Annotated in this window: 26 protein-coding genes; 15 read left to right on the top strand and 11 right to left on the bottom strand. The window is 64.5% G+C overall.

Going from position 1 to position 24144, the window contains the following annotated elements; translation table 11 throughout:
• Positions 1–101: 101 nt before the first annotated feature.
• Positions 102–332, top strand: coding sequence for a hypothetical protein (locus V9L17_RS19625; protein ID WP_337347554.1), 231 nt, complete (start codon positions 102–104; stop codon positions 330–332).
• A gap of 247 nt (positions 333–579) precedes the next feature.
• Here V9L17_RS19625 and V9L17_RS19620 read toward each other — a convergent pair whose 3' ends face one another.
• Complete coding sequence (locus V9L17_RS19620) at positions 580–1026, bottom strand: hypothetical protein (protein ID WP_337352593.1); 447 nt, start codon at positions 1024–1026, stop codon at positions 580–582.
• A gap of 511 nt (positions 1027–1537) precedes the next feature.
• Here V9L17_RS19620 and V9L17_RS19615 point away from each other — a divergent pair.
• A complete protein-coding gene (locus V9L17_RS19615; RefSeq protein WP_337352592.1) occupies positions 1538–2728 on the top strand; it encodes an acyl-CoA dehydrogenase family protein in 1191 nt (396 codons plus the stop codon).
• A 39-nt stretch (positions 2729–2767) separates the two neighbouring features.
• Here the strand turns inward: V9L17_RS19615 and V9L17_RS19610 are convergent, their stop codons facing one another.
• Positions 2768–3577 carry an alpha/beta fold hydrolase gene (locus tag V9L17_RS19610; RefSeq protein WP_337352591.1) on the bottom strand — a complete coding sequence of 270 codons (810 nt, stop codon included), beginning with the start codon at positions 3575–3577 and terminating at the stop codon, positions 2768–2770.
• 100 nt (positions 3578–3677) lie between these two features.
• On the opposite strand from V9L17_RS19610, the gene V9L17_RS19605 reads away from it, so the two are divergent.
• Positions 3678–4415: a VOC family protein gene (locus tag V9L17_RS19605; protein ID WP_337352590.1), complete on the top strand. Its 738-nt coding sequence runs from the start codon at positions 3678–3680 to the stop codon at positions 4413–4415.
• 40 nt (positions 4416–4455) lie between these two features.
• On the opposite strand, the gene V9L17_RS19600 is transcribed toward V9L17_RS19605, so the two are convergent.
• The gene (locus V9L17_RS19600; protein WP_337352589.1) at positions 4456–5031 is read right to left on the bottom strand and encodes a M23 family metallopeptidase; all 576 of its coding nucleotides are present in this window, start codon (positions 5029–5031) and stop codon (positions 4456–4458) included.
• Between the two features lie 435 nt (positions 5032–5466).
• On the opposite strand from V9L17_RS19600, the gene rpsB reads away from it, so the two are divergent.
• The 6 genes from rpsB (at position 5467) to V9L17_RS19570 (ending at position 10468) form a co-directional block, all read left to right on the top strand.
• Entirely contained in the window at positions 5467–6348 is an 882-nt protein-coding gene (gene rpsB / locus V9L17_RS19595; protein WP_337347560.1) for a 30S ribosomal protein S2, read from the top strand.
• Positions 6349–6477: 129 nt separating this feature from the next.
• A complete protein-coding gene (gene tsf / locus V9L17_RS19590) occupies positions 6478–7314 on the top strand; it encodes a translation elongation factor Ts (RefSeq protein WP_337347561.1) in 837 nt (278 codons plus the stop codon).
• A gap of 129 nt (positions 7315–7443) precedes the next feature.
• Positions 7444–8181, top strand: coding sequence for a UMP kinase (gene pyrH, locus V9L17_RS19585; RefSeq protein WP_337347562.1), 738 nt, complete (start codon positions 7444–7446; stop codon positions 8179–8181).
• A gap of 127 nt (positions 8182–8308) precedes the next feature.
• Positions 8309–8866 carry a ribosome recycling factor gene (gene frr / locus V9L17_RS19580; protein ID WP_337347563.1) on the top strand — a complete coding sequence of 186 codons (558 nt, stop codon included), beginning with the start codon at positions 8309–8311 and terminating at the stop codon, positions 8864–8866.
• The gene (locus V9L17_RS19575; protein WP_337347564.1) at positions 8866–9789 is read left to right on the top strand and encodes a phosphatidate cytidylyltransferase; all 924 of its coding nucleotides are present in this window, start codon (positions 8866–8868) and stop codon (positions 9787–9789) included. The genes frr and V9L17_RS19575 overlap by 1 nt, the downstream gene beginning before the upstream one ends.
• A 94-nt stretch (positions 9790–9883) precedes the next feature.
• Positions 9884–10468, top strand: a complete 585-nt coding sequence (locus tag V9L17_RS19570) for a DivIVA domain-containing protein (protein ID WP_337352588.1) — start codon at positions 9884–9886, stop codon at positions 10466–10468.
• Positions 10469–10493: 25 nt separating this feature from the next.
• Here the strand turns inward: V9L17_RS19570 and V9L17_RS19565 are convergent, their stop codons facing one another.
• Genes V9L17_RS19565 through V9L17_RS19545 form a run of 5 tightly spaced genes read right to left on the bottom strand, consistent with a single transcriptional unit; the run spans position 10494 to position 15013 of the window.
• Positions 10494–11183, bottom strand: a complete 690-nt coding sequence (locus tag V9L17_RS19565; protein WP_337352587.1) for a hypothetical protein — start codon at positions 11181–11183, stop codon at positions 10494–10496.
• Positions 11184–11232: 49 nt separating this feature from the next.
• On the bottom strand, positions 11233–12699 hold the full coding sequence (locus tag V9L17_RS19560) for a sodium/solute symporter (RefSeq protein ID WP_337352586.1): 1467 nt from the start codon (positions 12697–12699) through the stop codon (positions 11233–11235).
• A gap of 7 nt (positions 12700–12706) precedes the next feature.
• The gene (locus V9L17_RS19555; protein WP_337347568.1) at positions 12707–13057 is read right to left on the bottom strand and encodes a DUF485 domain-containing protein; all 351 of its coding nucleotides are present in this window, start codon (positions 13055–13057) and stop codon (positions 12707–12709) included.
• Positions 13054–13776, bottom strand: a complete 723-nt coding sequence (locus tag V9L17_RS19550) for a LytR/AlgR family response regulator transcription factor (protein ID WP_337347569.1) — start codon at positions 13774–13776, stop codon at positions 13054–13056. The genes V9L17_RS19555 and V9L17_RS19550 overlap by 4 nt, the downstream gene beginning before the upstream one ends.
• A gap of 46 nt (positions 13777–13822) precedes the next feature.
• Complete coding sequence (locus V9L17_RS19545) at positions 13823–15013, bottom strand: sensor histidine kinase (protein WP_337347570.1); 1191 nt, start codon at positions 15011–15013, stop codon at positions 13823–13825.
• A gap of 178 nt (positions 15014–15191) precedes the next feature.
• Here V9L17_RS19545 and V9L17_RS19540 point away from each other — a divergent pair, with 178 nt between their 5' ends.
• Both V9L17_RS19540 and V9L17_RS19535 read left to right on the top strand, forming a co-directional pair.
• The gene (locus tag V9L17_RS19540) at positions 15192–15572 is read left to right on the top strand and encodes a DUF485 domain-containing protein (protein ID WP_337347571.1); all 381 of its coding nucleotides are present in this window, start codon (positions 15192–15194) and stop codon (positions 15570–15572) included.
• The gene (locus V9L17_RS19535; RefSeq protein ID WP_337347572.1) at positions 15569–17185 is read left to right on the top strand and encodes a solute symporter family protein; all 1617 of its coding nucleotides are present in this window, start codon (positions 15569–15571) and stop codon (positions 17183–17185) included. Before V9L17_RS19540 ends, V9L17_RS19535 begins: the two co-directional genes overlap by 4 nt.
• A gap of 77 nt (positions 17186–17262) precedes the next feature.
• Here V9L17_RS19535 and V9L17_RS19530 read toward each other — a convergent pair whose 3' ends face one another.
• On the bottom strand, positions 17263–17895 hold the full coding sequence (locus V9L17_RS19530; RefSeq protein WP_337352585.1) for a hypothetical protein: 633 nt from the start codon (positions 17893–17895) through the stop codon (positions 17263–17265).
• A gap of 158 nt (positions 17896–18053) precedes the next feature.
• On the bottom strand, positions 18054–18527 hold the full coding sequence (locus V9L17_RS19525; RefSeq protein ID WP_337347574.1) for an Lrp/AsnC family transcriptional regulator: 474 nt from the start codon (positions 18525–18527) through the stop codon (positions 18054–18056).
• Between the two features lie 196 nt (positions 18528–18723).
• On the opposite strand from V9L17_RS19525, the gene pdhA reads away from it, so the two are divergent.
• The 3 genes from pdhA to V9L17_RS19510 are packed head-to-tail and all read left to right on the top strand — an operon-like array spanning position 18724 to position 22333.
• The gene (pdhA, locus tag V9L17_RS19520) at positions 18724–19899 is read left to right on the top strand and encodes a pyruvate dehydrogenase (acetyl-transferring) E1 component subunit alpha (protein ID WP_337352584.1); all 1176 of its coding nucleotides are present in this window, start codon (positions 18724–18726) and stop codon (positions 19897–19899) included.
• Positions 19899–20909, top strand: coding sequence for an alpha-ketoacid dehydrogenase subunit beta (locus V9L17_RS19515; protein ID WP_337347576.1), 1011 nt, complete (start codon positions 19899–19901; stop codon positions 20907–20909). The genes pdhA and V9L17_RS19515 overlap by 1 nt, the downstream gene beginning before the upstream one ends.
• Before the next feature lie 8 nt (positions 20910–20917).
• On the top strand, positions 20918–22333 hold the full coding sequence (locus V9L17_RS19510) for a dihydrolipoamide acetyltransferase family protein (protein WP_337352583.1): 1416 nt from the start codon (positions 20918–20920) through the stop codon (positions 22331–22333).
• A 67-nt stretch (positions 22334–22400) separates the two neighbouring features.
• Here V9L17_RS19510 and V9L17_RS19505 read toward each other — a convergent pair whose 3' ends face one another.
• Positions 22401–23027 carry an SACE_7040 family transcriptional regulator gene (locus V9L17_RS19505; protein WP_337352582.1) on the bottom strand — a complete coding sequence of 209 codons (627 nt, stop codon included), beginning with the start codon at positions 23025–23027 and terminating at the stop codon, positions 22401–22403.
• Positions 23028–23329: 302 nt separating this feature from the next.
• Here V9L17_RS19505 and V9L17_RS19500 point away from each other — a divergent pair.
• Positions 23330–24144: carboxyl transferase domain-containing protein (locus V9L17_RS19500; RefSeq protein WP_337352581.1), on the top strand; the 815-nt coding region annotated here is incomplete at its 3' end.

Here is a 24144-nt window from a genome sequence, read left to right as displayed (position 1 = left end):
GCGCCCGTCCCATAGAAGTGAAACGGGCGCGCGCGCGTTCTACCTGTTTTGTTACGTGACGGTCAAGTCAATAGTGTCCATCGCATGGATATACTTCGCTCGTGAGCGTCATGAAACCTGGCCGCCACGTCCCTGGGACGCCTTGGCGGACGGGCTTGGTCGGCGATACAGCCACCAGCCCAACCGAACTGCCTGTGGTCCATCGCATTGCGCGCTGGTTCGAGCAGCGCGGTTCGCTTTGCCTCTACTGCCGACACATGCCACGACTCGACGGCGGCTTCTGCTCCGAGACTTGCGAGGAGAAGGCCACCGAACGGCAGGCCTTCGGGTAGATCGTTGACCAGCGGACGCCGTCCAGGGACCGCAGCGTGATGCCACCTTCGGAGACGGCGGTCACTGCACGCCAGCGACGCCGCCGTCCGCCATGGCCGAGGCGCCGTTTTGTGACTAACCGAGTGCAACCAATCCTTGAGTGGAAGCTCTCATAGTGATTCGGGGCAACAACATGGACTCTAACTCGAGGAGTAGAGGTGGGGTGGGGTAAGGCTAAAGCAGGCGCGTGCGCACCCAGGGCGAAGCCTACTGTTCCGTCTGCGCCGTTTTCGTCTTCTGGCGCCACATGTAAATTGTTCCGGCTAGGGCCGCAAGGCCAAGAAGCGCAAAAGCGCCCCGGCCAAAAGCATCGGTATCCTCGTATTTCAGCCAGTCTGAGAACACTATCGCCCCGGCGAACCACAGGCCCACAGCTCCCGCGACCCACAGAACTGGATACATGACGGAGTCACCCTCGCTCTTTTCTTCGCCTACCATCAGCTTGGCGATCATAAGGAGAATGGCAGCGACGATTATCGCCATAAAGGCGCCGAAGTAAATGATCACCGCAGTGGCTCCCACGTAGAAGCCGGCCTTCTGCAGGCTGAAATCGTCACCGGTCGAGATGGACAGGAGCGTCTTGATCGTCCCCAAGACTGCGATGGCTGCACCTATAAGGCCCCAGATGAGACCGGCATGCTCCTTCATTTTCATGACGTCGCACCGAGCCATATTGAGCTTGGGATGACAAAAGTGTCCCGGACTATCATGGCGGCTCCCGCTCGGTGGTGTCTTCGTACTATTGCACTCCTCCCGGGTGGTCAGGGCAATACCTGAACCAGGGCCAGAGTGAACAGCTTTCCCCGGGTTGACTGGACGGCCACCCCGCGCCGCTCTAAAGGGCTTGCCTACCCTGACGCCGCATGACCTCCTGCCCACTGCTGTTAGCCTGCATGTCCGCGTAGGCTCAAATGTGGACGTTGTGCAGCGGATAGCGGGCCATGCCACAGCAGTTCTTACGCTGGATACTTACGCGGGGCTCTTTGATGATGATCTACATGAGAGCGCGGCATGGCTGGATGCAGCCGAAGGACCGTGGCCACATCAGGCCGCGGTTTCTTTTGTTTAAGGCCGACAATGCGGTATGTTACTGACCAGTAACTTACTCCGGGGACATCCATCCCTAAGAGCCCTTCCGCCAGCACTGATCCCCAGCGAGGAAAACATGTCCAGGAAATCCATTGACATCAACGACCTTCCCTACGCCGACGGTGACTTTTTCGCTTTTGAACAGCTCCTCACCGGCAAGGAGCAGGACCGGCTCGCGGAAGTGCGGGACTTCCTGGCCCGCGAAGTCCGCCCGATCGCCGTGGACTGCTGGAACAGGGGCGAATTCCCGATGGAACTCATTCCCAGGCTGGCCGAGATCGACCTGGTCAGCCCGGTCAGGCGCCAAGGGCACTCCAATCTCTTCGCTGGCCTGATGCACGCGGAAGTCACCCGGGCCGACACCTCCATCTCGACGTTTATGGGAGTCCACGATGGCCTCTTCACCGGTTCCATTGAGGCGCTGGCCTCTCAGGAACAGCAGGATGCCTGGCTTCCCGACATCTATTCGCTGAAGAAGATCGGGGCCTTCGGCCTGACTGAGCCGCTGGGTGGTTCGGACGTGGCCGGAGGGACCCGCACCACAGCCCGGCGCGAAGGCGACTCGTGGATCCTCAATGGCGCCAAGCGGTGGATCGGCAACGCTACTTTTTCGGACTGGGTTGTCATCTACGCACGGGACCTCGCCGACAACCAGGTCAAGGGCTTCCTGGTGGATACAAAGCTCCCCGGCTTCACTGCCACCAAGATCGAAAACAAGATCTCGCTGCGTACCGTCCAGAACGCCGACATCAGCCTGGACAGCGTGGTGGTGCCGGACTTCTTCAAGCTCGCCAACGCCAACAGCTTCCGTGACACCAACAAGGTCCTCAAGGTCACCCGCCTCGGTGTTGCCTGGCAGGCCGTTGGCCAGCAGTTGGCCGCTTTTGACGTAGCCCGCCGCTACGCCGTGGAGCGCCACCAGTTCGGCCGCCCCCTGGCATCGTTCCAGCTGGTCCAGAGCCAGCTGGTGCAGATCCTGGGGAACGCCATCAGCTCCCTGGGCATGATGGTCCGGCTCTCCCAGCTCGAGGACGCCGGCCAGGCCAAGGACGAGCAGTCGGCGCTGGCCAAGGCCTTCACGACGGCCAGGATGCGCGAAAGCGTAGCGATCGGGCGGAGCCTCCTGGGCGGAAACGGGATCGTCACTGACTTCGAGATGGCCAAGATCTTCGCAGACGCGGAGGCCATCTACTCGTACGAGGGCACGCATGAGGTCAATACCCTGGTAACCGGACGCGCCATCACGGGCATTTCCGCAATCGTCTAGGCTCAGGCCAGGCAAAGCCTGAAGCAGGGTGGCTGCCGGTCAAAGCCTGGTGGGCCCGCTGAGCGAACGAAGGAACGTCCTTACCGCGAGGTTGAAGGCGTCGGCGGCCTCTATGTTGCTCAGGTGCCCGACGCCGGGGAGTACGTCGAACTGCGATGCGGGGATCTTCGTGTGCAGTTCCTTCCCGACAGCCAGCGGCGATCGCTCGTCGAGTTCGCCATGAAGCACCAGCGTCGGGACATCAATGACAGGGAGTATGCCTCGAAGATCGGCATCCGCCATGGCTCGAAGCATCGTCAGACTGGCACGCGGATGGATATCGGACATCAGCGCGAGTGTCTGTTCGGCCATTTCTCGAGGGGCAGACGCGGTGAGCATGCCCGGCAGGTACTTGGGCAGCCATTCCTCGGGCGGCTGGGCAACTTCCTCGCTGATCCGCTGGACTCGCCGCTGCACCTCGTCAGGCGGCAGGGAGCCGGCCCACCCGGCATACGCCCCGGCCAGGATCAGGCTCCTGGGCAGGGCGGGATGTCGCGCATAGAGGGCCAGGGCGAGCGCGCCACCGAACGAAAGGCCAAGGACATTCGGGCGTGTCAGGCCGATCGCCCTCACGAACTCGGCAAGGCTGTCCGCGTAGTGATCCATGGAGAAGGACTCAGGCGGATCCGCGGATCCTCCACAGCCCGGAGCGTCCCAAGCGATGACGTCAAACTCGTCATCGAGGCCGTCGAGCTGCGGGCCCCAGGATCGGCTGTCGAATCCAAAGCCGCCATGGAGAAGGATGAGTGGTTCCCCTGATCCTGCTCGCCGGTAGGTAATCTCGAGGCCCGTCACCGTAACTGCGCCCACCTACGCATTGTGGCATCCGCTCAACAAGCCGGCAACGCTCGGCGGCAGTCAAGGGTGCCAGAAACTGGGCCAGGTTGCCTCGGTACTAGGATCGGGAGTTATGGCACTGCGACTTGTTCAGGTGAATTTCAAGGCTCGGGATGATTCGTCCCTCGGCCGGTTTTGGGCGGAGGCGCTTGGCTGGGGTGTTTCCAGCGAGGGGCCCGGCGTGACCAATGTGGAGCCTGTGGGCTTCGCCTGGCCGGACCCCGCCGCGGTCTGTGTCGATGTGGTCACAGTCCCGGACCCTGAGACGGTGAGGTACCGCACTCACATCGATCTCGCCACCACCTCGGTGGCGCATCAGAAGGAGCTTGTCTCGCGCCTGCTTGAACTCGGCGCAACGCCTGCGGATATTGGTCAGGGTGATGTGCCGTGGAAGGTCCTGGCCGACCCGGAGGGCAATGTGTTCTGCGTGCTGGAGCCTCGGGAGCTCTACCGGGACACCGGGCCGATCGCCACGGTGGTGGTCAACTGCGCGGATCCGCGGGCCATGGCCCGGTTTTGGAGCGAAGCTACGGACTGGACCCTTCACGAAGTAAACGACGACCACGCGAGGCTGCGTTCGGCCGAGGGTGTGGGGCCGTACTTGGAGTTGCTTCGTACGACCGGCGAGGAGACGGTGTGGAACCGTGTCCATCTCGACCTGATGCCGTACTCCGGTGACGATCAAGCGGCGGAGGTGGCCCGGCTGAGGGCCCTGGGTGCCACCGAGGCCGACCTCGGCCAGGGCGATGTGCCCTGGGTCTGCCTCGCCGACCCGGAGGGCAACGAGTTCTGCGTCCTCACCCCGGGCTGAGGCAAAGCCCCCGAACTCCTGACCACGCGGCCCAGGCTCCTCAAGGCGTTCCTTGGCCAGAGGCCAGGGGAAGCAGGACGGATGGCCTGAGGTCCACAACGAAACGAAGCGGATTGAGGTATTCCTCTCCGCGCCGGACGCCCCAATGGACACACGGCCGGGGGCCGCAGTGTCCCGGCAGCAGGGTGCCGATCGTGTCCCCTTTGGCCACCGCGTCTCCGGCCCGCAGCGAGCTGTCCACGGGTTCGAAACTGCTGCGGAGTCCGTTCCCGTGATCTATGGTGACCACCGGCCGGTCCACCACCACGCCCACAAAACTGACGGTGCCAGACTCGGGCGTGGTGACCGGAACGGCGTCGTGCGCGGCTCCGAGGTCCACCCCGCGATGCCCGCTCATCCATGGCTTGTCCGGAGGATCAAACGCGCGCAGCACCCGGGGCCTTGGCGCGAGGGGCCACTCCCAGGCCGGCTCGGCCGGCATTCGTCCGGCAGATGCCGGAAGAACCGGAAACCGGCCTCCCGGAATGGAGGCCGGGCCTGCGGTGAGAACCTCTCCGGATGGCGCGATGGATGCCGGAAGCAGCAGGACCGCGGCGAGCAACGCTGGAGCTTTCATCCGCCCAGCATGCCGCTGCATTTCAACCTGCGGCAGGGACCGCTTTGGCTATGTGGAAAACGCTCTGCGGTGGCCTCCACGATGTCCGGAGGATCGGGGTGCCTGTAGTACACTTGGTGGAGCAGTTTGCTGTGCCCTCAACGTTTGTCGTGTCAGCGGGAAATCCGTGTGTCCGCTATGCGTCAGCACGTCTCATTCAGAGGTGCGGGGGAGCAGCAGCTGACTACGCGCATCCAGCCCTCCTCATCTGTCGCCCCCGGCTTCGTGTGAGGAGGCTTGTGCCTCCCGCGGTCAGGGCCCCATGGTCCTGATGGGAAGTGCAAGGGATGCCAGGAGCACGGTCCGTCCCGGACTACGCTAACAACCGTCAACTATTGGCAGGGTAAGAGGGCTTCAGGGCCTTCTCATGAATGACCTGCCGGAAGGAGCGCCGGCATGCCCGTCGTAACTATGCGCCAGCTGCTTGACAGCGGCGTCCACTTTGGACACCAGACCCGCCGTTGGAACCCGAAGATGAAGCGATTCATCTTCACGGAACGCAATGGCATCTACATCATTGACCTCCAGCAGTCGCTGTCCTACATCGACCGCGCCTACGAGTTCGTCAAGGCCACCGTTGCACACGGCGGCACCGTACTCTTCGTCGGCACCAAGAAGCAGGCCCAGGAAGCAATTGCTGAGCAGGCTACCCGCGTTGGCCAGCCCTACGTGAACCAGCGCTGGCTCGGCGGTATGCTGACCAACTTCCAGACCGTCTCCAAGCGCATCCAGCGCATGAAGGAACTGGAAGAGATCGACTTCGACGACGTCGCCGGCTCTGCATACACCAAGAAGGAACTGCTGCTCCTTCGCCGCGAACTCACCAAGCTTGAGACCAACCTCGGCGGTATCCGCAACCTGACCAAGGCACCCTCCGTGCTCTGGATCGTGGACACCAAGAAGGAACACCTTGCTGTTGACGAAGCCAAGAAGCTGAACATCCCGGTTGTGGCCATCCTGGACACCAACTGCGACCCGGACGAAGTCGACTTCCCGATCCCGGGCAACGACGACGCCATCCGCTCCGTGAACCTGCTGACCCGCGTTGTCGCCGACGCCGTTGCTGAGGGCCTCATCGCCCGCAACCAGCGCGCCACCGGCACCACGGAGGCTCCGGAAGAGCCGCTGGCTGAGTGGGAGCGCGAACTCCTCGAAGGCAGCAAGGCTGAAGAGGCTGCCGCTCCGGCCGCCCCGGAAGCACCGGCAACTGCCGAGGCTCCCGCAGCTGAGGAAGCACCGGCCGCTGCCGAGGCTCCCGCCGCCGACGCCGACAAGTAACACAAGTAAATCCGGATTACCGGCGCTGCCAGCAGCACCGGAACTGCTGACAGGACGGCGGCCCACTCTCGTGGGCTGCTGTCCTGTCGGTCCGTACACCACATACATTTTCTAGACAGAGGGGTTCACATGGCGAACTACACTGCCGCTGATATCAAGGCTCTGCGCGAGCGCACCGGCGCCGGCATGATGGATGTCAAGAAGGCTCTTGACGAAGCCAACGGTGACGCCGAGAAGGCCATCGAGATCATCCGCATCAAGGGCCTCAAGGGCGCGACCAAGCGTGAAGGCCGCTCCACCGCCGAAGGCCTGGTTGCCGCCAAGGTCACCAACGGCGTCGGCGTAATGATCGAGGTTAACTGCGAGACCGACTTCGTTGCCAAGGCTGACAAGTTCATCCAGCTTGCCGACAAGGTCCTGGCCGTGGCTGTGGAGTCCGGCGCAGCCGACCTCGACACCCTGCTGGCCACCGACGTCGATGGCAAGCCGCTGTCCGAGGTCGTCGTCGAAGAAGGCGCTGTCCTGGGCGAAAAGGTTGTTGTCCGCCGCATCTCCCGCATCGAGGGCGCAACGGTCGACGCCTACCTGCACAAGACCTCCAAGGACCTCCCGGCCCAGGTCGGCGTCCTGTTCGCTGTCGACGGTGAAGGCGAAGCCGCTACCACCGCCGCCCACGACGTCGCTGTCCACGTTGCCGCCATGGCCCCGAACTACCTGACCCGCGAGGACGTTCCGTCCGAGCTGGTTGAGTCCGAGCGCCGCATCGCCGAAGAGACTGCCAAGGCTGAAGGCAAGCCTGAAGCTGCCCTCACCAAGATTGTCGAAGGCCGCGTAACGGGCTTCTACAAGGGCGAGGTCCTGGTTGACCAGGCATTCGCCAAGGATGCCAAGAAGTCCGTGGCGCAGGTCCTCGAAGAGGCCGGCGTCAAGGCTACTGCCTTCACGCGTTTCCGCGTCGGCTCCTAGTCGAACCTGCAAGGGGGTGGCCACTTCGGTGGCCGCCCCTTTTGCATGCGCCGGGCCAAACGCCGGATGAGACCTTTGGCCGCCCGGCAGGATAACCTTTTTTCAGAGTTCACGAACGGGAAGGCACCCATGGAAGCCGTCAAAACGTCCAACGAGTCGGAGAAGAGCAGGCGCCGCGTCCTCCTGAAGCTCTCAGGTGAGGTCTTCGGCGGCGGAAAGCTGGGCGTTGATCCCGAAACCGTCCGCGACGTCGCCAAGCAGATCGCAGCGGCGGTCCCTGACGTGGAAGTAGCCATCGTCGTCGGCGGCGGTAACTTCTTCCGCGGCGCGGAACTGTCCCAAAGCGGCATGGATCGATCGCGGGCCGACTACATGGGCATGCTCGGCACGGTCATGAACTGCCTGGCCCTGCAGGACTTCCTGGAGCAGGCCGGCGTTGAGACGCGCGTCCAAAGCGCCATCACCATGGGCCAGGTGGCTGAGGCCTATATTCCCCGCCGCGCCATCCGGCACATGGAAAAGGGCCGCGTGGTCATTTTCGGTGCGGGCGCCGGCCTCCCTTACTTCTCCACCGATACGGTGGCGGCCCAGAGGGCACTCGAAGTCCATGCGGATGTGGTGCTGATGGCCAAGAGCGGGGTGGATGCCGTCTACACCGCCGACCCCAAGAAGGACCCCGCGGCCGAGCGCCTGGAGACCTTGAGCTACGACGACGCCCTGCGCCGCGACATCAGGGTCATGGACCAGACGGCCATGACCATGTGCAAGGACAATAACCTCTCCATGGTGGTCTTTGGTATGGAAGGCGAAGGCAACGTCACGCGCGCCATCCTCGGCGAAAAGCTGGGCACCCTGGTGACCGCCTAGCAACGGCTAGGATGTTTTCAGGACAGATCCATCCCCGCTGGCGGGACCCACGATGGAACCAGCAGCACTGAACCAAGCTTGTGCAGGAAACCGGCACCCGGACTGCACTGATTTCTGAGGAGAGACCGTGATCGAAGAAACCTTGCTCGAAGCCGAAGAGAAAATGGACAAGGCCGTTGAGGTAGCCAAGGAAGACTTCGCCTCGATCCGCACCGGCAGGGCAAACCCCGGCCTCTACAACAAGGTCCTGGTGGACTACTACGGCTCACCCACGCCGCTGCAGCAGCTCGCCTCCTTCGCGATCCCGGACGCGCGCACCATCCTCATCACCCCGTTCGACAAAACCGCACTCCGGGACATCGAACGCGCACTGAGCGACTCCGAGGTGGGCGCCAACCCGTCCAACGACGGCAACGTCATCCGCATCACCATTCCGGACCTGACACAGGAGCGCCGCAAGGAATACGTCAAGATCGTCAAAACCAAGGGCGAGGACGCCAAGGTTTCCATTCGCAACATCCGCCGCAAGGCCAAGGAAACCCTGGACAAGCTGGTCAAGGACGGCGAGGCCGGCGAAGACGAAGGCACCCGCGCCGAGAAGGAACTCGACGCCCTGACCAAGGCCCACGTTGACGGCATCGACGAGCTGCTCAAGCGCAAGGAAGCAGAGCTGCTCGAAGTCTGATGGGCCAGGCAGAGCAGGCTCCCGCACAACGGGCGCACATGAAAGGCAGGCTGGCCCGGGCCAACCCCACCCCCAAAGCCGGGCGGAACCTCCCGGCAGCCACGGCTGTGGGGCTGGCCATGCTGATTGCCGTCCTGGGCGGGCTGCTCTTTCTTCCCTTAGGGTTCGTGGCGGTAACCACTACGTTCGCGATCTTCGGAGTGTGGGAGATCTTCCGCGCCCTCGAGGCCAACGGCACCAGGATGCCCATTGTTCCGGTCATGACAGGGACGGTGGCCATGCCTTTTGTCGCCTACTTCGGTGGACTCGAGAGCCTGCTCTTTGCCATGCTCCTGAGCTGTATCGCCGTGCTGCTGTGGCGTTCGATCGAAAGTGCTGCCGGCTCGGCCAACAGCATCTTCGCCGGAGTCTTCACCCTTGGCTGGGTGCCGTTCTTCATCAGCTTTGCTGCGCTACCGCTGCACGCTGCTGGCGGTGTGACGCCCCTGGGGCTGTGGCCCGGTGGCACGGTTCCCCAAGGCGCCTGGCAGGTGGCCGTCATGCTGCTGCTGGTGGTCTCCAACGACACGTTCGGCTACCTGGTGGGGGCATCACTGGGCAAACATCCCATGGCCCCGAAAATCAGTCCCAAGAAGTCGTGGGAGGGTTTTGCCGGCTCCATTGCGGGCGCCATGCTGATCGGTGTGCTGGCCAGCATCTTCCTGCTGGACAAACCGTGGTGGGTGGGCCTTGTCCTGGCAGTCGGCGTGGTGGCTGCCTCGACGGCAGGGGACCTCGCCGAATCCATGGTCAAACGCGAGCTGGGCATCAAGGACATGAGCAGCATCCTTCCTGGCCACGGCGGTGTTATGGATCGCCTTGATTCCATAGTCTTTGCATGTCCCCTGGCTTTCGTCCTGTACGTCCTGGTGGCAGGCGCCTGATCGGGAATCCCCAATTGGAAAAACCATGCCGGCCCGGAGGCGCCCTTAGACTGGTACCCAACCGATCCGGCTGAACAGCATTGAAGGAAACATAGTGGCATTGGACTTTCACCGGCACATCCCCGCGTCCTTTGAACGCGTGCCGCGCAGCGAATACGGGTACAACGCCAAGCAGGTGGACCAGTTCCTCCAGCGGGCGCGCGTGTCACTGGAAACGCCGAAGGCCGCCACCCAAGTCGTCAAAAGCGGAGACGTCCGCGCCGTGTCCTTCGACCCCGTCAAGGGCGGTTACTCTGCCGCCGTGGTGGATGCCGCATTGGACAGGCTCGAAGATGCGTTTGCCCGTCGTGAACGGGATGAACTGATTGCCGCCAGCGGCGAAGAAGCCTGGCTGCGCGAGATCGGGAACCTGTCCGGAATCCTCCGCGGCCGCCTGCACAGGCCCGACGGCGAGCGGTTCCGCCGGCCGTCCAAAAACAAGGCCCGCAGCTACAGCACGGTGGATGTGGATCGGCTCTGCCGTGAGCTGATCGGTTACCTGGAAGAGGACAAGCCGCTCAGCGTGGACAACGTCCGCCGCGCAGTCTTCCGTCCCGCCGTCGGCAAGGACGGCTACGAAGAAAGCCAGGTGGACGCCTTCCTGGACCGGGTGGTTGAACTGATGGCCGCCATCGACTGAATCCGTCCGGGCTGACTGCCTGGCTTCAGTCGCCGCCCGGTGGAGTGGGGGACAGCGGCGTGAACGCCGGCCACACGTCGCGGTACTGCCGGTAGCCGTACACCATTGAAGCTCCGGCAAAGACGAGTCCGCTGGCCGACCCCAGCAGGACCGCCGTCGGTGTTGGCCAGCCCAGAAGGGTGACGGACGTGCCCAGCAGGATGGCCGTCAGGGCGGCGTTGGCCATGATGATGAAGACCATGCTGCTCCCGGCAACGTGGCTCCACGTACTCCGGCCGCTGAGGAAGTAATAGGTCCGGTCCATGCCCGGTTGGTCGTCGTGCGTACCCGCCAGCATATATTTCGCAATGCCGGGATCCAGGTCCACGTAGGCCGCCCTCAGCCGGTTCATGGCCAGGACATACATCAGGTCCTCCATGGCAACGTTCAGGACACGGACCTGCGTGAGGAGGCCGATCAGCAGATCGGTGGACAGGACGATCATGGCCAGCATGACAAACGTGTCCGAGAACCTGGTTGCCTGGCCCACGAGCGCGAGGCTGACCAGGCTCGCGGAGGTGAACATCAGGAACATGCTGATCCGGGTCAGCACTTCACCCTGGGTGGTGCTCCGGGAAGCCAGCAGGCTCCAGTGTTCGGTGGCGAGCAGCTGCGCCCGGACCGACGGCGGGACACCTTCGGACTCGGCGGGTGTTCGTTCGTCCTGCGTGGACATGCCGTAATTGTCCACCCTGGGCAGTTCCCGCGCGAGGGGCAGCCGGTTTTCAGCGTTCGGTGACCAGTGGCCTTTCCGGGGTGTGCAGCCGGGTCATGAGCCGTGACATGGTCCGTGGCACGCGCCCTTTGGTGGCGCGCGAGACGAGCACCATCACGGCGAACGCGGCCGGAACCGTCCAGGCCGCCGGCTGGGCCAGCCAGAAAGGGGTGCCCGCTGCGCCCAGGACGGAACCGGACACCATGGCGCCGCCGCAGAGAAGGCCGCCGGTCACCATCCCGGCAATGGCGCCGGTGTCGGTAAGGCCTCGCCACCAGATGCCCAGGAGGAGGACCGGACAGACGGTGGACGCGGTAAAGGCGAACACCAGGCCCACGCTGCCTGCCAGGGCCAGGGAGTCGGTGGCCAAGGCAAAGCCCAAGGGGACCAGCGACGAGATGACGGCGGCAAGCCTGAAACCGCGGACACTGCCGCCCAGGACGTCCTGGCTGATTACACCGGCGAGCGAGACCACCAGTCCCGATGTAGTGGAGAGGAAAGCCGCAAACGCTCCGGCCACCACCAGGGCCGAGAGCAGGTCTCCCGCTGTTCCGCCGATCAGCTGCCCTGGCAGGAGCAGTACCACCGCATCTGCCTGTCCTGAGCGCGCGAGCTCGGGCCTGAACATCCGTCCCAGCAGCCCGTACGCGGTGGGAAACAGGTAAAACACCGAAAGCAACCCGAGCACGATCAGCGTGGTCCGGCGCGCTGAGTGCCCATCGGGGTTGGTGTAGAAGCGGACCAGGACGTGGGGCAGGCCCAGGGTGCCGAACAGCAGTGCCACCAGCAATGAAATGTTCTGGTACGGGCCCGCGGGAGCAAGCCCGGTGGGGTTCACGACGGCGGGAGCGACGGCGGTGCTTCCGCTGCCCAAGAGGGTGAACACGATGAAGAGGACAGGGACGGCAAGTGCCGTGAGCTTTAGCCAGTACTGGAAGGCCTGGACAAAGGTAATGGAGCGCATCCCGCCGGCCACCACCGTCAGGCACACCACGATCACCACGCACACGGATCCCATCCAGCCCGGAAGCCCGGTGGTGATCCTGATGGTCAGTGCCGCACCATGGAGTTGCGGCACGATATACAGCCACCCCACCACAACCACCACAACGCTGGTCACGCGCCGGACTGCCCGTGAATCCAGCCGGGCTTCCGTGAAGTCCGGGATGGTGTACGCGCCCGAGCGGCGCAGCGGGGCGGCCACGAAGAGCAGCAGCATCAGGTACCCGGCCGTGTAGCCCACCGGAAACCACAGGGCGTCCGTCCCCGAGAGGAGGATCAGGCCGGCCACGCCCAGGAAGCTCGCCGCAGACAGGTACTCGCCCCCGATCGCCGAGGCGTTCCACCACGGACGGACCGTCCGGGAGGCAACATAGAAATCGCCGGTCGTGCGGGAGATCCGGAGACCATAGAACCCGATGACCGCAGTGGCCACGGAAACCACCACAAGGGCCACCAGTCCGACGGCGGGACTCACGGGAAGATCACTTGTCCTCGGCCAGGTCGCGGTACCGGGACTCGTTCCGGGCCGCGCTGCGGATGTACAGCCAGGCGCTGAGCCCGGTCACCGGGTAGATGCCGGCGCCCAACAGCAGCCAGTCGAAAGGGATTCCGGCCACCCGGATCTCGGCCAGGCCGGGTGCTGCCGCCAGCAGCAACGGAAACGAGCACAGGACCAGCAGGAATCCGCCGGCCACTACCAGCGCCAGCCGGAGCTGGGTGCGGATCAGCGACCTGACAAAAAGCTGCCCCACCTCCGATTCCTCGGCGGCCTCCCGCGACTGCATCGCCGGCCGGGCTGCGGAGTGCGGGGCCGTGACCCGGACCCGCGTCATGATTGCGGCCGTATGCGGGTGGCTTCCAGCTTCTCCCGGACAGTGGGCAGGTGCCGGCGGCTGATGGGGAGGTTGGCCCCGGCGACTGTGACGCTTGGTCCGTCCGCGGCCAGCTTCATCGAGGCCACGTGCTTCAGGGCCACCAGGTAGGACCGGTGCGTACGGATGAAGCCCGCAGCCGCCCACTGCTGCTCCAAGTCGGCCAGGGGAACCCTGATCAGGTAGCTCGCATCAACTGTGTGAAGCCGTGCGTAGTCTCCCTGGGCCTGGACGTACGTGACGTCGTCGCGCCTGATCATCCGGGTGGTGCCGCCCTGGTCCACGGTGATCATCTCCGGAGCCGGGCCGCCGCCCTCGCGCAGCAGTTCGCTGATCCGTCCCACTGACCGGGACAGCCGTTCGGCGCGGACCGGCTTCAGCAGGTAGTCCACGGCGGCCAGCTCGAATGCCTCCAGGGCGCAGTCCTCGTCCGCAGTGACAAAGACCACCGCCGGCGGATGGCTGCTGCGCGCGATGGCCCTGGCAATGTCCAGCCCGGATACTGCCGGCATGTGGATGTCCAGGAAGACAGCGTCCACGGATTGAGTGGTGAGGGCCCTCAGCGCTTCTGAGCCGGAGGTGGCGCGGTGGATGGTGCCGATCCGGTCGTCACGGCCCAGGAGGTAGGCCAGTTCTTCCACTGCGGGCAGCTCGTCATCGGCGACGAGGACATTAATCATGGTCCTACATTATCCGCCGGGGGCGGCTGGAATCAGATTGGGTGGCTCAGGCGTCGTGGTCGGGCTGGGACTTGGGCACGCGCATGGTGATCAGGGTCCCCTCCCCGGGCGCCGTCTCGATCACGAGGCCGTGGTCATCGCCATAGACCTGCCGGAGGCGGGCATCGACGTTGCGCAGCCCCACGTGTTCGCCGTCGGTGTGGCCGGCAAGCATCGACTGGAGCTGGGCAGGGTCCATGCCCACGCCGTCGTCCTCGATGGTGACCTCCGCGAAAGCGCCGGAATCATTGGCGGTGATGCTGATGTGCCCCGGCCCCTCCTTGGCCTCAAGCCCGTGCCGCACCGCGTTCTCCACGAGCGGCTGCAAGCTCAGGAACGGGATCACGGTGCCCAGCACTTCCGGGGCTATTCGGAGGCTGACCTGAACCCGTTCGCCGAAGCGGGCACGTTCAAGGAGCAGGTACCTGTCGATGCAGCGGAGTTCCTCGGCGAGGGTTGTGAAATCGCCGTGGCGGCGAAAGGAGTACCGGGTGAAGTCCGCGAACTCCACCACCAGTTCGCGGGCCCGCGCCGGGTCGGTATTGATGAACGACGCGATCGCGTTGAGCGAGTTGTAGATAAAGTGCGGGCTGATCTGCGCCCGCAGTGCACGAACCTCCGCTTCCATCAGCAGCGTCCGGGAAGCATCCAGCTCGGCCAGTTCCACCTGGACCGCCACCCAGTCCGCCACTTCACTGGTGGCGCGGACCAGCCCGGCCCCTGCAAGGGGGGCAAAGGCGGCCACCACCCCCACCACCCGTGATCCGGCACGCACCGGCGCGATGACGGCGGCGAGGTTGCCAGCGGCAGGATTCGCAGCCAGGTCACGCGCCTGGAGCACAGTAGTCCGGCCTCCGATCAGGACGTCTGCGGCCAGGTCCATCAAGCGGGGTTTCAGTTCCTCGGCGACACCGTCCCAGGCGAGCACGCCGGCAGTATCGGTGATCGCCAGCGCACTGCAGCCCAGGAGGGTCCGCAACTGCCGGCACGCCTTCGCGGCGCCCGCCGGATTGAGCCCGGTGCGCAGGTGCTGCCCGGCACGGGACGCGGCGTGGAGGGTGTTGTAGGTGGCACGCTCGGCATCGGTGCCGAGTTCACGGAAGGACCGCAGCACTTTAGCTCCCACGCCGACGACGACGGCGATCGCCAAAACAATCACCGCAACTGCTGCGGCGGTCAGGAGAGGGGAGTCCGGCATGGTGCCCAGCGTAGCGGCGGGTGCCGTTTGTCGCAGCATCGCGACCGTTGAGCGAGCGTTCCGCCGCTGCCCCTGTTGTGCCGTGCCGCCACGGCGCAGAGTGATTGCAGTCACATCAGCGGAATGGTGCTGGGGCGCCCGCCGGTGTGAACCAGGCAAGACTCAACGAGGAGGAACGATGGGTAACGATGCCCACACTCCGGACGCAGCGGCGTCCGTGGACTTCGAACAGGTCCAGTCGACGGAGCGGTTCCAGGAACTGCGCAAACGTCACCGCAGCTTTGTATTCCCGATGGCCGTCGCTTTTCTGCTGTGGTACTTCGCGTATGTCCTGCTGGCTGACTACGCCGTCGAGTTTATGTCCACCAAGGTGTGGGGCAACATCAACGTCGGCCTGATCCTAGGCCTGTTGCAGTTTGTCTCCACGTTCGCCATCACTGGCTGGTATGTCAGCTACTCCAACCGGAGGCTGGATCCCATCGCTGCGGAGATCCGCCACGAAATCGAAGGCCATGAGTTTGATAAAGACGGCAACGTCGTGAGCGGAGTAGCCAAATGATCGGGATTGCCACGGCGGTCGACGTCGCCGACCTCAAGGAAACCACGCTGCTCAACATGGGCATCTTCGGCCTGTTTGTGGCCGTGACCATGGTGATCGTGCTGCGGGCCAGCCGGAACAACAAGACCGCGGCCGACTACTACGCTGCGGGCCGGTCGTTCACCGGGTCCCAGAACGGAACGGCCATCGCCGGCGACTACCTGTCGGCCGCCTCGTTCCTGGGGATCACCGGCGCAATTGCCATCAACGGCTACGACGGCTTTATGTACTCGATCGGCTTCCTCGTGGCCTGGCTGGTTGCCCTGCTGCTGGTGGCGGAGCTGCTCCGGAATACCGGGAAGTTCACCATGGCGGACGTCCTTTCCTTCAGGCTCAAGCAGCGTCCGGTCCGGATCGCGGCTGCCATTTCCACCCTGGCCGTCTGCTTCTTCTACCTGCTGGCGCAGATGGCAGGCGCCGGCAGCCTGATCTCCCTGCTGCTCGGTATCAGCGACTGGGGCGGACAGGCCCTGGTGATCATCGTCGTCGGCGCCTTGATGATCATGTATGTACTGATCGGCGGGATGAAGGGCACCACCTGGGTCCAGATCATCAAGGCCATCCTGCTGATCGCCGGCGCGGCCGTGATGACCTTCTGGGTCCTGGCCATCTACGGCTTCAACCTCTCCAGCCTGCTCGGCGCGGCCGTGGAGACCTCCAACAACCCGGCGGTACTGAACCCGGGCCTGCAGTACGGCAAGACCGAGACCTCGAAGCTGGACTTCATGTCCTTGGGCCTGGCCCTGGTCCTGGGCACCGCAGCCCTGCCGCACGTCCTGATGCGCTTCTACACCGTGCCCACGGCCAAGGAAGCCCGCAAGTCCGTGGTTTGGTCCATCTGGCTGATCGGCCTGTTCTATCTGTTCACCCTCGTGCTGGGTTACGGCGCAGCAGCCCTCGTGGGTGCCGAAACCATTAAAACCGCACCGGGTGGCGTGAACTCAGCTGCACCCCTGCTGGCCTTCCACCTGGGCGGACCATTGCTGCTGGGCTTCATCTCGGCGGTGGCGTTCGCCACCATCCTGGCGGTAGTGGCAGGCCTGACCATTACAGCCGCGGCGTCCTTCGCCCACGACATCTACGCGAGCGTCATCTCCAAGGGCAAGGCCGACGCCGACACCGAGGTCAAGGTTGCGCGGCGGACCGTAGTGGTCATCGGTGTTATGGCTATCCTGGGTGGCATCTTCGCCAACGGCCAGAATGTGGCCTTCCTGGTGGCGCTCGCCTTCGCCGTCGCGGCGTCGGCGAACCTCCCGACGATCGTCTACTCGCTGTTCTGGCGCAGGTTCACCACACAGGGCGCAGTGTGGAGCATGTACGGCGGCCTGGGCTCGGCCATCATCCTGATCATCTTCTCCCCGGTGGTTTCCGGGGCCAAGACGTCCATGATTCCCGGCGCCAACTTTGCCTTCTTCCCGCTGAGCAATCCGGGCATTGTGTCCATTCCACTGGCCTTCCTGCTGGGCTGGCTGGGCACGGTCCTGGACAAGAAGCGTGAAGACAGCGCCAAGCAGGCCGAAATGGAAGTTCGCTCGCTCACCGGCGTCGGCGCCGAGAAGGCCGTGGACCACTGACGGCAGCCAACACACAACACCCTTAACGTGAAGAGCCCCGTGCCAGCAGCACGGGGCTCTTCGCGTGGGCAGTCCGGTTATGCCTTCGGCCGGAGTTTAATGTTGGTCATTTTCAGCTCGTCAGTGCCTTCGAAACGGTAGGCCAGGTCAACCTGCCGTCCGTCGCAGGTGATCACGCCTGCGATGTCGGCGGCGTTGTTGCCGTTTTCCGAACTGACCTTCAGATCGTTGTATGCCGGCTCGCAGGTCTCGTCCATTTCCAGGCTTTCGACGCCGGCGATGAAGTCTTCCTTCGACAGCTGTTCCTGGAGTGCGGGGTCAAGGTAGTCGTCGTAGGCCTGGGAGGAGTCACCGGCAATGACCAGCTTGGTGAAGCCGTCCGCGAGTCCACGGGCCTGATTGGTGGCACCGCCGAGGACATTGAACAGGACGATGATGCCGACGATGGCCAGTAGCACCACGCCACCGACGATGCCGAGGATGATCCACAGCTTCTTCCGGTCCTTGGCAGGCGGCTGGCCCGGAAGGCCGAAGGGCGTTGGATCCGGGTACTGCCCGGGGGCGTTAAACTGCCCGGGCTGCTGCCCGGGCGCACCAAACTGCCCGGCGTACTGCCCGGGCTGCTGCGCAGGTGCCTGCCGCGGCGGGGCAGCCGGCCGCGCGCCGGCGTCGGCGTGACCCGGCTGGTACGGTTCCTGAGGATTGCTCAAGATGGAGCCTTTCCGGCAGTGTGCAGCCTGCACTGGGACTGCCTCGTTGCGGGAACCGGTGACCGGCACCCCATTCGATTCAACTTCAACCAGCCTATAACCCGGCCTGTCCCGCCCCGGCATCCGCAGGACCGAAAGACGCAGCGAACGCTCGGATCCTAGGCCTCCGCCGGGCCGCGTTCGAGCAGCGGCTGGATGCGGAAGGGAATCAGCTCACCCATAGCCAACGCGGTATCCGTGCGCTCCACTCCGTCGCAGGCCAGGATCTTGCCGTTGATCCTGAACAGGTCCTCGGCGTCCAGGGCCACCACGCGCAGGAGGAGGTCAGCGGATCCGGTGAGGCCGTAGCCCTCCAGGATCTCCGGGATGCTGGCCAGGTCATGGGCCAACTGCCCCAGCTTTTGCTGCTGCACGTGGACGGAAATGAAGGCCATTAGCGGATAGCCCAAAGACGCCGGATTGATCCGCCGTTCAAAGGACAGGAAGACGTGCTTCTTCTCCAGTTGGGCCATCCGGGCCTGAACCGTGTTGCGCGACAGGCCCAGCTTCTGGGCAAGGGCCACCACCGTCCGGCGGGGGTCCTTGGCCATGGCCGAAAGCAGCCGGGTGTCGGTGCCATCCAAAGCTTGCATAATGCGCAACGCTAGCACGGTCTGGTGCTCCCAGACAGGGCATTTTGCTCAGTTATTTGCGCGGTGGTTGTACCCATTGAGCATTGTGAGTAGGGTCACAATTATCCGGGGCAACGGCGCCCGGGAGGCCGGACGGCGGCAGGACCACGAGTCCCTAAGCCCCGGTCAAACGACGTGAGAAGGTTGCGGGGCGATCGTGTCTACAGACGAAGCGGGCCATGGCGGAACAACCCCGGAAGGCCCGGGCAACAGTGCAGGAATCCCTGGATCCGGGCGGTACCTGATCCAGCTGATCAATCCCGCGGGGGAGCGGATCAGTCATCCGGAATTCGATCCATGGGTGCAGGACATCACCGATGAGCGGTTGTGTTCCCTCTACGAGGACATGGCCGTGGTGCGGCGGATCGACGTCGAAGCCACAGCGCTCCAGCGCCAGGGCGAACTGGCCCTGTGGCCGCCGCTGCTGGGGCAGGAAGCCTCGCAGGTCGGCGCGGGCAGGGCACTGCGGGACGACGATTTTGTGTTCTCCAGTTACCGCGAAAACGGTGTCGCCTATTGCCGTGGCGTGGACCTGACGGACATCATCCGGGTATGGCGGGGAAATGCGTCAGCGGGCTGGGATCCGTACACGATCAACATGGCCACACCGCAAATCATCATCGGCGCACAGACGCTTCACGCCACCGGGTACGCCATGGGCATCCAGAACGACGGCGCCGACTCCGTAGCGGTGACATTCTTCGGCGACGGTGCCACGAGTGAAGGCGACGTCAACGAAGCCATGGTGTTCGCCGCCAGCTTCCAGGCGCCCGTGGTCTTCTTCTGCCAGAACAACCACTGGGCCATCTCGGAACCGGTCAGGCTGCAGTCCCACATCCACCTGGCGGACAGGGCCACCGGTTTTGGCATCCCCAGCCTCCGGGTTGACGGCAATGACGTCCTCGCCGTGATGGCAGCCACCCGGGTCGCCCTGGACAGGGCGCGGAATGGTGGCGGACCCACCTTCATCGAAGCCGTCACATACCGCATGGGCCCGCACACGACAGCGGATGACCCCACACGGTATCGGGACCCCAACGAACTGGAGGACTGGGCCGCGAAGGATCCCCTCGACAGGGTCAAGTCGCTTTTGGACCGCAAGGGACTCCTGACCAGTGACCTGCAGCAGCATGTCAAGGACAAGGCCGACGCCGTGGCACGCGAGATGCGTGCCGGCTGCACCAACATGCCCGACCCCGAGCCCCTGGACATCTTCAAGCACGTCTACAGCTCGCCCAACTCCTGGCTTGACCGTCAGCAGGACCACTACTCCCGCTACCTGGCTTCCTTCGGTGATCCCGCCGGAGCCACTTCCCAAGAAGGTGCACGCTGATGACCCAGATGACCTTTGCCCGCGCCATCAACGCAGGCTTGCGCAAATCCCTCGAGAACGACCCCAAAGTCATCCTCATGGGGGAGGACATTGGAACCCTCGGCGGCGTCTTCCGGGTGACGGACGGCCTGCAGAAGGACTTCGGCAAACACCGGGTCGTGGACACGCCGCTCGCCGAATCCGGCATCATGGGCACCGCCGTCGGCCTGGCCTACCGCGGTTACCGGCCAGTGGTGGAGATACAGTTCGACGGCTTCATCTACCCCGCGTTCGACCAGATCGTGAGCCAGGTGGCCAAGCTGCACTACCGCACGCAGGGTGCCGTCAAGATGCCCATCACCGTCCGTGTGCCTTTCGGCGGCGGCATCGGCTCACCCGAGCACCATTCGGAATCACCCGAGGCCTATTTCACCCACACCTCCGGGCTCCGCGTGGTAACGGTGTCCAACCCGCAGGATGCCCACACCGTCATCCAGCAGGCTATTGCCAGCGATGACCCCGTCCTGTATTTCGAACCCAAACGCCGCTACCACGACAAAGGCGAAGTGGACGAGGCCGTCGACCTCTCCACAGCCCTGCCCATGGACCGCGCCCGTGTAGTCACAGAGGGGACCGACGTAACGCTCGTGGCCTACGGGCCGCTGGTTAAGACGGCACGCGATGCCGCCACTGCGGCGTCAGATGAAGGCGTGTCCATCGAAGTCATCGACCTGCGCTCGCTGGCGCCGGTGGACTACGCGACGGTGGAGGCGTCCGTCCGCAAGACCGGGCGGCTGGTGATCACCCATGAGGCGGGCCAGTCCGGCGGACTGGGCGCAGAGGTCGCGGCGAGCATCACCGAGCGGTGCTTCTACCACCTTGAAGCCGCCCCGGTCCGGATCACTGGCTTCGATATTCCGTACCCGTATTCCAAGCTGGAGATGCACCATTTGCCTGGCCTGGACAGGATCCTCGACGGCGTTGACCGGGCCCTGGGCCGGCCGAACTCCCTGAGCGGGCTGGAAGGATGAGCGCCACCATGATCAAGGAATTCAGGCTCCCGGACCTCGGCGAAGGACTGACCGAGTCCGAAATCCTCAGCTGGAAGGTCGGGGTGGGGGACACCGTAGCCCTCAACCAGGTCATTGCCGAGGTGGAAACCGCCAAGGCCGTGGTGGAACTGCCTTCACCTTTCGCCGGCGTCATCAAGGAGCTTCACGAACAGCCAGGCACGATTGTCGAGGTGGGCAAGCCGATCGTCTCCTTCGAAGTACCGGACGACGGCGGCGCGGCGCCATCGGTGGACACATCCACCGGCGCTGCCCCGGAGGCAATTGATGTCGGCAGCGCGGCGGCCGCGGGCAAAAGGGAACCGAACCTTGTGGGGTACGGCGCCGTCGTCGAAAGTTCCGGCCGCCCAGCCCGCCGTCAACGCAACCTGGCGTTGGTCGAGAATCCCGCGGAGCCGCCGGCTGAGCCGGCGGCCGCGGCCGCAGGGTTCCCTGGCCGGCCCCGCGAGGCCAGGGAGCGGGTGGTGACTTCCGAACGCCCCCGCTCCACGCCGCCCGTGCGGAAACTCGCCAAGGACCTTGGCGTCGACCTGGCGGAGGTTGCCGGCACGGGCCCCGGGGGGCTGATTAGCCGCGACGACGTCCGCAACTTCGTGGGAGGCGGGGACCTCCCGGCGGCCGCCCAGCATCTGCAGGCAGTGCCTGATGACCGGCATGGCGAGCCCTCCGGGGCCAGCCAGCCCGAGCGCGAGACACGCACGCCGATCAAGGGGGTCCGGAAGTTCACGGCTGCCGCGATGGTGGCCAGCGCTTTTACCGCCCCGCACGTGACCGAATTCCTGACGGTTGATGTCACCCCCACCATGGACCTGCTCGCAAGGCTGAAGGCCAACCGGGCTTTTGCCGGGTACAAACTCACGCCGCTGACGATCGTGGCCAAGGCTGTCCTCATTGCGCTGCGGCGGAACCCGTCGCTGAACTCCCGCTGGGACGAAGCGGGCCAGGAGATTGTCCAGTTCAATTACGTCAACCTTGGCATCGCGGCAGCTACACCGCGCGGCCTCACGGTGCCGAACATCAAGGATGCGGACACGTTGTCCCTCACCGGGCTGTCCGAAGCGCTGACGGCTCTGACTGAGTCGGCCCGGGCCGGAAAGACCACGCCGGCCGAGTTGAGCGGCGGCACTATCTCCATCACCAATATCGGGGTCTTCGGCATTGACGCCGGCACACCGATCCTCAATCCCGGCGAGGCTGCGATCCTGGCCGTGGGGGCTGTCCGGAACATGCCGTGGGAGTACCAAGGGGAGGTGGCCCTGCGCCAGGTCATGACCTTGAGCCTGTCCTTCGACCATCGCGTGGTGGACGGGGAACAGGGCTCCCGGTTCCTTGCCGACGTCGGCGCGATCCTGGCCGAGCCCGGCATGGTGCTGGCCATGGTCTAAAGCGGGAGCCGTGCGACTCCCCGCACAAGCGGCCCTGACCCGTTTAACCGTTGCTGGCCCGCACCGGTCAAGCGGGCTGGGGCCGCTCTTGGGGTGGTGTCTGGGAAGTGTCTACGGTCAGGGCGGCCAGGGCCATGCCCTCCAGCAGGGGGCGGGCGGACTTCACGGCGATCTTCCGGCCATGGCTGCGTACCGAGTGCGGGGTGGAGTTGATCAGGCCAAAAGTTGCGTGGGCCCGCATCCGCAGTTCGGCGGCATCGGTGTCAGGATGCAGCCGGGTGAGGACGTCCACCCAAAGCTCAACGTAGTTCCGCTGCAGCGTACGCACCTCGGACTGGTCTTTCTCCGTGAGGTTGCTGAAGTCGCGGTCCTGCACCCGGATCACGTCAGGCTTGCCCAGGGCAAAATCAACCTGGAACGCCACGAGCCGGCGCAGCGCCGCGAATGGATCAGTGGTTTCAGCCACCACCCTGAGTCCGCCGTCCAGGAGTTCCCGGCTGACGGTGAGCAACAAATCGCCCAGGACGGCCTGTTTACCGCGGAAATGGCGGTAGACGGCAGGGCCGCTCACTCCTGCGGCGGCGCCCAGGTCCTCCAGGGACACCCGGTTGAACCCGTTCTTGGCGAACAGCGAGGCAGCAGCGGTCAGCAAGGCCTGGCGTCGCAACTCTTTGGCTTGGCTGCGCTGGGTCACGGGAGCTGCCTGGCTTCCTGTAGCAGTCTGGGCTGCTGGAACTGGCTTAGCTGCAGTACTCCCGTTGATGGCAGAGCCGCTGGTTGCTGGAACGGATGGGGTGGACAGGGCCTGCTGGGTTGGCTGCACCGGCCGGGTAGTGGGCACATTTCCTCCTCGGACCAGCAAATTCTAGCAACGCCTCCATATGTTGGACATCACAGTTAATAAAGACTAACCTAATCTCAGTTACACAGCACTAACCGAGTTGGCCTTTGCGGTCTATGAAGTTGGCTCCTAACAGAACAGGAACGGACCAGTCGATGGAGACTCTCGCCACCCGGCTTGATACCGGAAGCGATGCCTTTGCCGCCAATAACTCGGCGCAGCTTGCGCTCGCCGCCGAACTCCGGTCCAGGCTCGCTGAGGCCGCCCTGGGTGGTCCGGAAAAATCCCGCGAACGCCATGTGGCCAGGGGGAAGCTCCTCCCGCGCGAACGCATCGACCAGCTGCTGGATGACGGCAGCCCGTTCCTGGAGATCGCTCCGCTCGCCGCCAACGGCATGTACAACGATGAGTCGCCCGGCGCCGGGGTCATCGCCGGCATCGGCCTGGTCCATGGCCGGCAGGTCCTGGTGATCTCCAACGACGCCACCGTCAAGGGCGGCACCTACTATCCCATGACGGTCAAGAAGCACCTCCGGGCCCAGGAAATCGCCCTCGAAAACCGGCTGCCCTGCATCTATCTGGTGGACTCCGGCGGGGCCTTCCTGCCGAAACAGGACGAGGTGTTCCCGGACAAGGAGCACTTCGGCCGGATTTTCTACAACCAGGCCCGGCTGTCCGCCGCCAAGATCCCGCAGATAGCGTCCGTCATGGGCTCATGCACCGCCGGCGGCGCCTACGTCCCAGCCATGAGCGACGAAACGGTGATCGTCAGGAACCAGGGCACCATCTTCCTGGGCGGCCCGCCCCTTGTGAAAGCGGCCATCGGCGAGATCGTCACCGCCGAGGAGCTCGGCGGTGGCGATGTCCACTCGAGGATTTCCGGCGTCACCGATCACCTGGCCGAAAATGACGAGCATGCCCTGCAGATCATCCGCGACATCGTGGCCACCCTTCCCAGGCCGGCGGCCCC

It is taken from the genome of Pseudarthrobacter sp. CCNWLW207 (assembly GCF_037203945.1).
Lineage (GTDB): Bacteria > Actinomycetota > Actinomycetes > Actinomycetales > Micrococcaceae > Arthrobacter.
The sequence above is the reverse complement of the archived record's forward strand: the minus strand, read 5'-3'. Positions and strand labels throughout refer to the sequence as shown.

Coding starts and splice junctions, on each gene's coding strand:
- V9L17_RS19620 (WP_337352593.1), bottom strand. CDS start 1,026: ATGAAAATGAAGGAGCATGCCGGTCTCATCTGGGGCCTTATAGGTGCA.
- V9L17_RS19615 (WP_337352592.1), top strand. CDS start 1,538: ATGTCCAGGAAATCCATTGACATCAACGACCTTCCCTACGCCGACGGT.
- V9L17_RS19605 (WP_337352590.1), top strand. CDS start 3,678: ATGGCACTGCGACTTGTTCAGGTGAATTTCAAGGCTCGGGATGATTCG.
- V9L17_RS19600 (WP_337352589.1), bottom strand. CDS start 5,031: ATGAAAGCTCCAGCGTTGCTCGCCGCGGTCCTGCTGCTTCCGGCATCC.
- rpsB (WP_337347560.1), top strand. CDS start 5,467: ATGCCCGTCGTAACTATGCGCCAGCTGCTTGACAGCGGCGTCCACTTT.
- tsf (WP_337347561.1), top strand. CDS start 6,478: ATGGCGAACTACACTGCCGCTGATATCAAGGCTCTGCGCGAGCGCACC.
- pyrH (WP_337347562.1), top strand. CDS start 7,444: ATGGAAGCCGTCAAAACGTCCAACGAGTCGGAGAAGAGCAGGCGCCGC.
- V9L17_RS19575 (WP_337347564.1), top strand. CDS start 8,866: ATGGGCCAGGCAGAGCAGGCTCCCGCACAACGGGCGCACATGAAAGGC.
- V9L17_RS19565 (WP_337352587.1), bottom strand. CDS start 11,183: ATGTCCACGCAGGACGAACGAACACCCGCCGAGTCCGAAGGTGTCCCG.
- V9L17_RS19555 (WP_337347568.1), bottom strand. CDS start 13,057: ATGACGCGGGTCCGGGTCACGGCCCCGCACTCCGCAGCCCGGCCGGCG.
- V9L17_RS19550 (WP_337347569.1), bottom strand. CDS start 13,776: ATGATTAATGTCCTCGTCGCCGATGACGAGCTGCCCGCAGTGGAAGAA.
- V9L17_RS19545 (WP_337347570.1), bottom strand. CDS start 15,013: ATGCCGGACTCCCCTCTCCTGACCGCCGCAGCAGTTGCGGTGATTGTT.
- V9L17_RS19540 (WP_337347571.1), top strand. CDS start 15,192: ATGGGTAACGATGCCCACACTCCGGACGCAGCGGCGTCCGTGGACTTC.
- V9L17_RS19535 (WP_337347572.1), top strand. CDS start 15,569: ATGATCGGGATTGCCACGGCGGTCGACGTCGCCGACCTCAAGGAAACC.
- V9L17_RS19525 (WP_337347574.1), bottom strand. CDS start 18,527: ATGCAAGCTTTGGATGGCACCGACACCCGGCTGCTTTCGGCCATGGCC.
- V9L17_RS19515 (WP_337347576.1), top strand. CDS start 19,899: ATGACCCAGATGACCTTTGCCCGCGCCATCAACGCAGGCTTGCGCAAA.
- V9L17_RS19510 (WP_337352583.1), top strand. CDS start 20,918: ATGATCAAGGAATTCAGGCTCCCGGACCTCGGCGAAGGACTGACCGAG.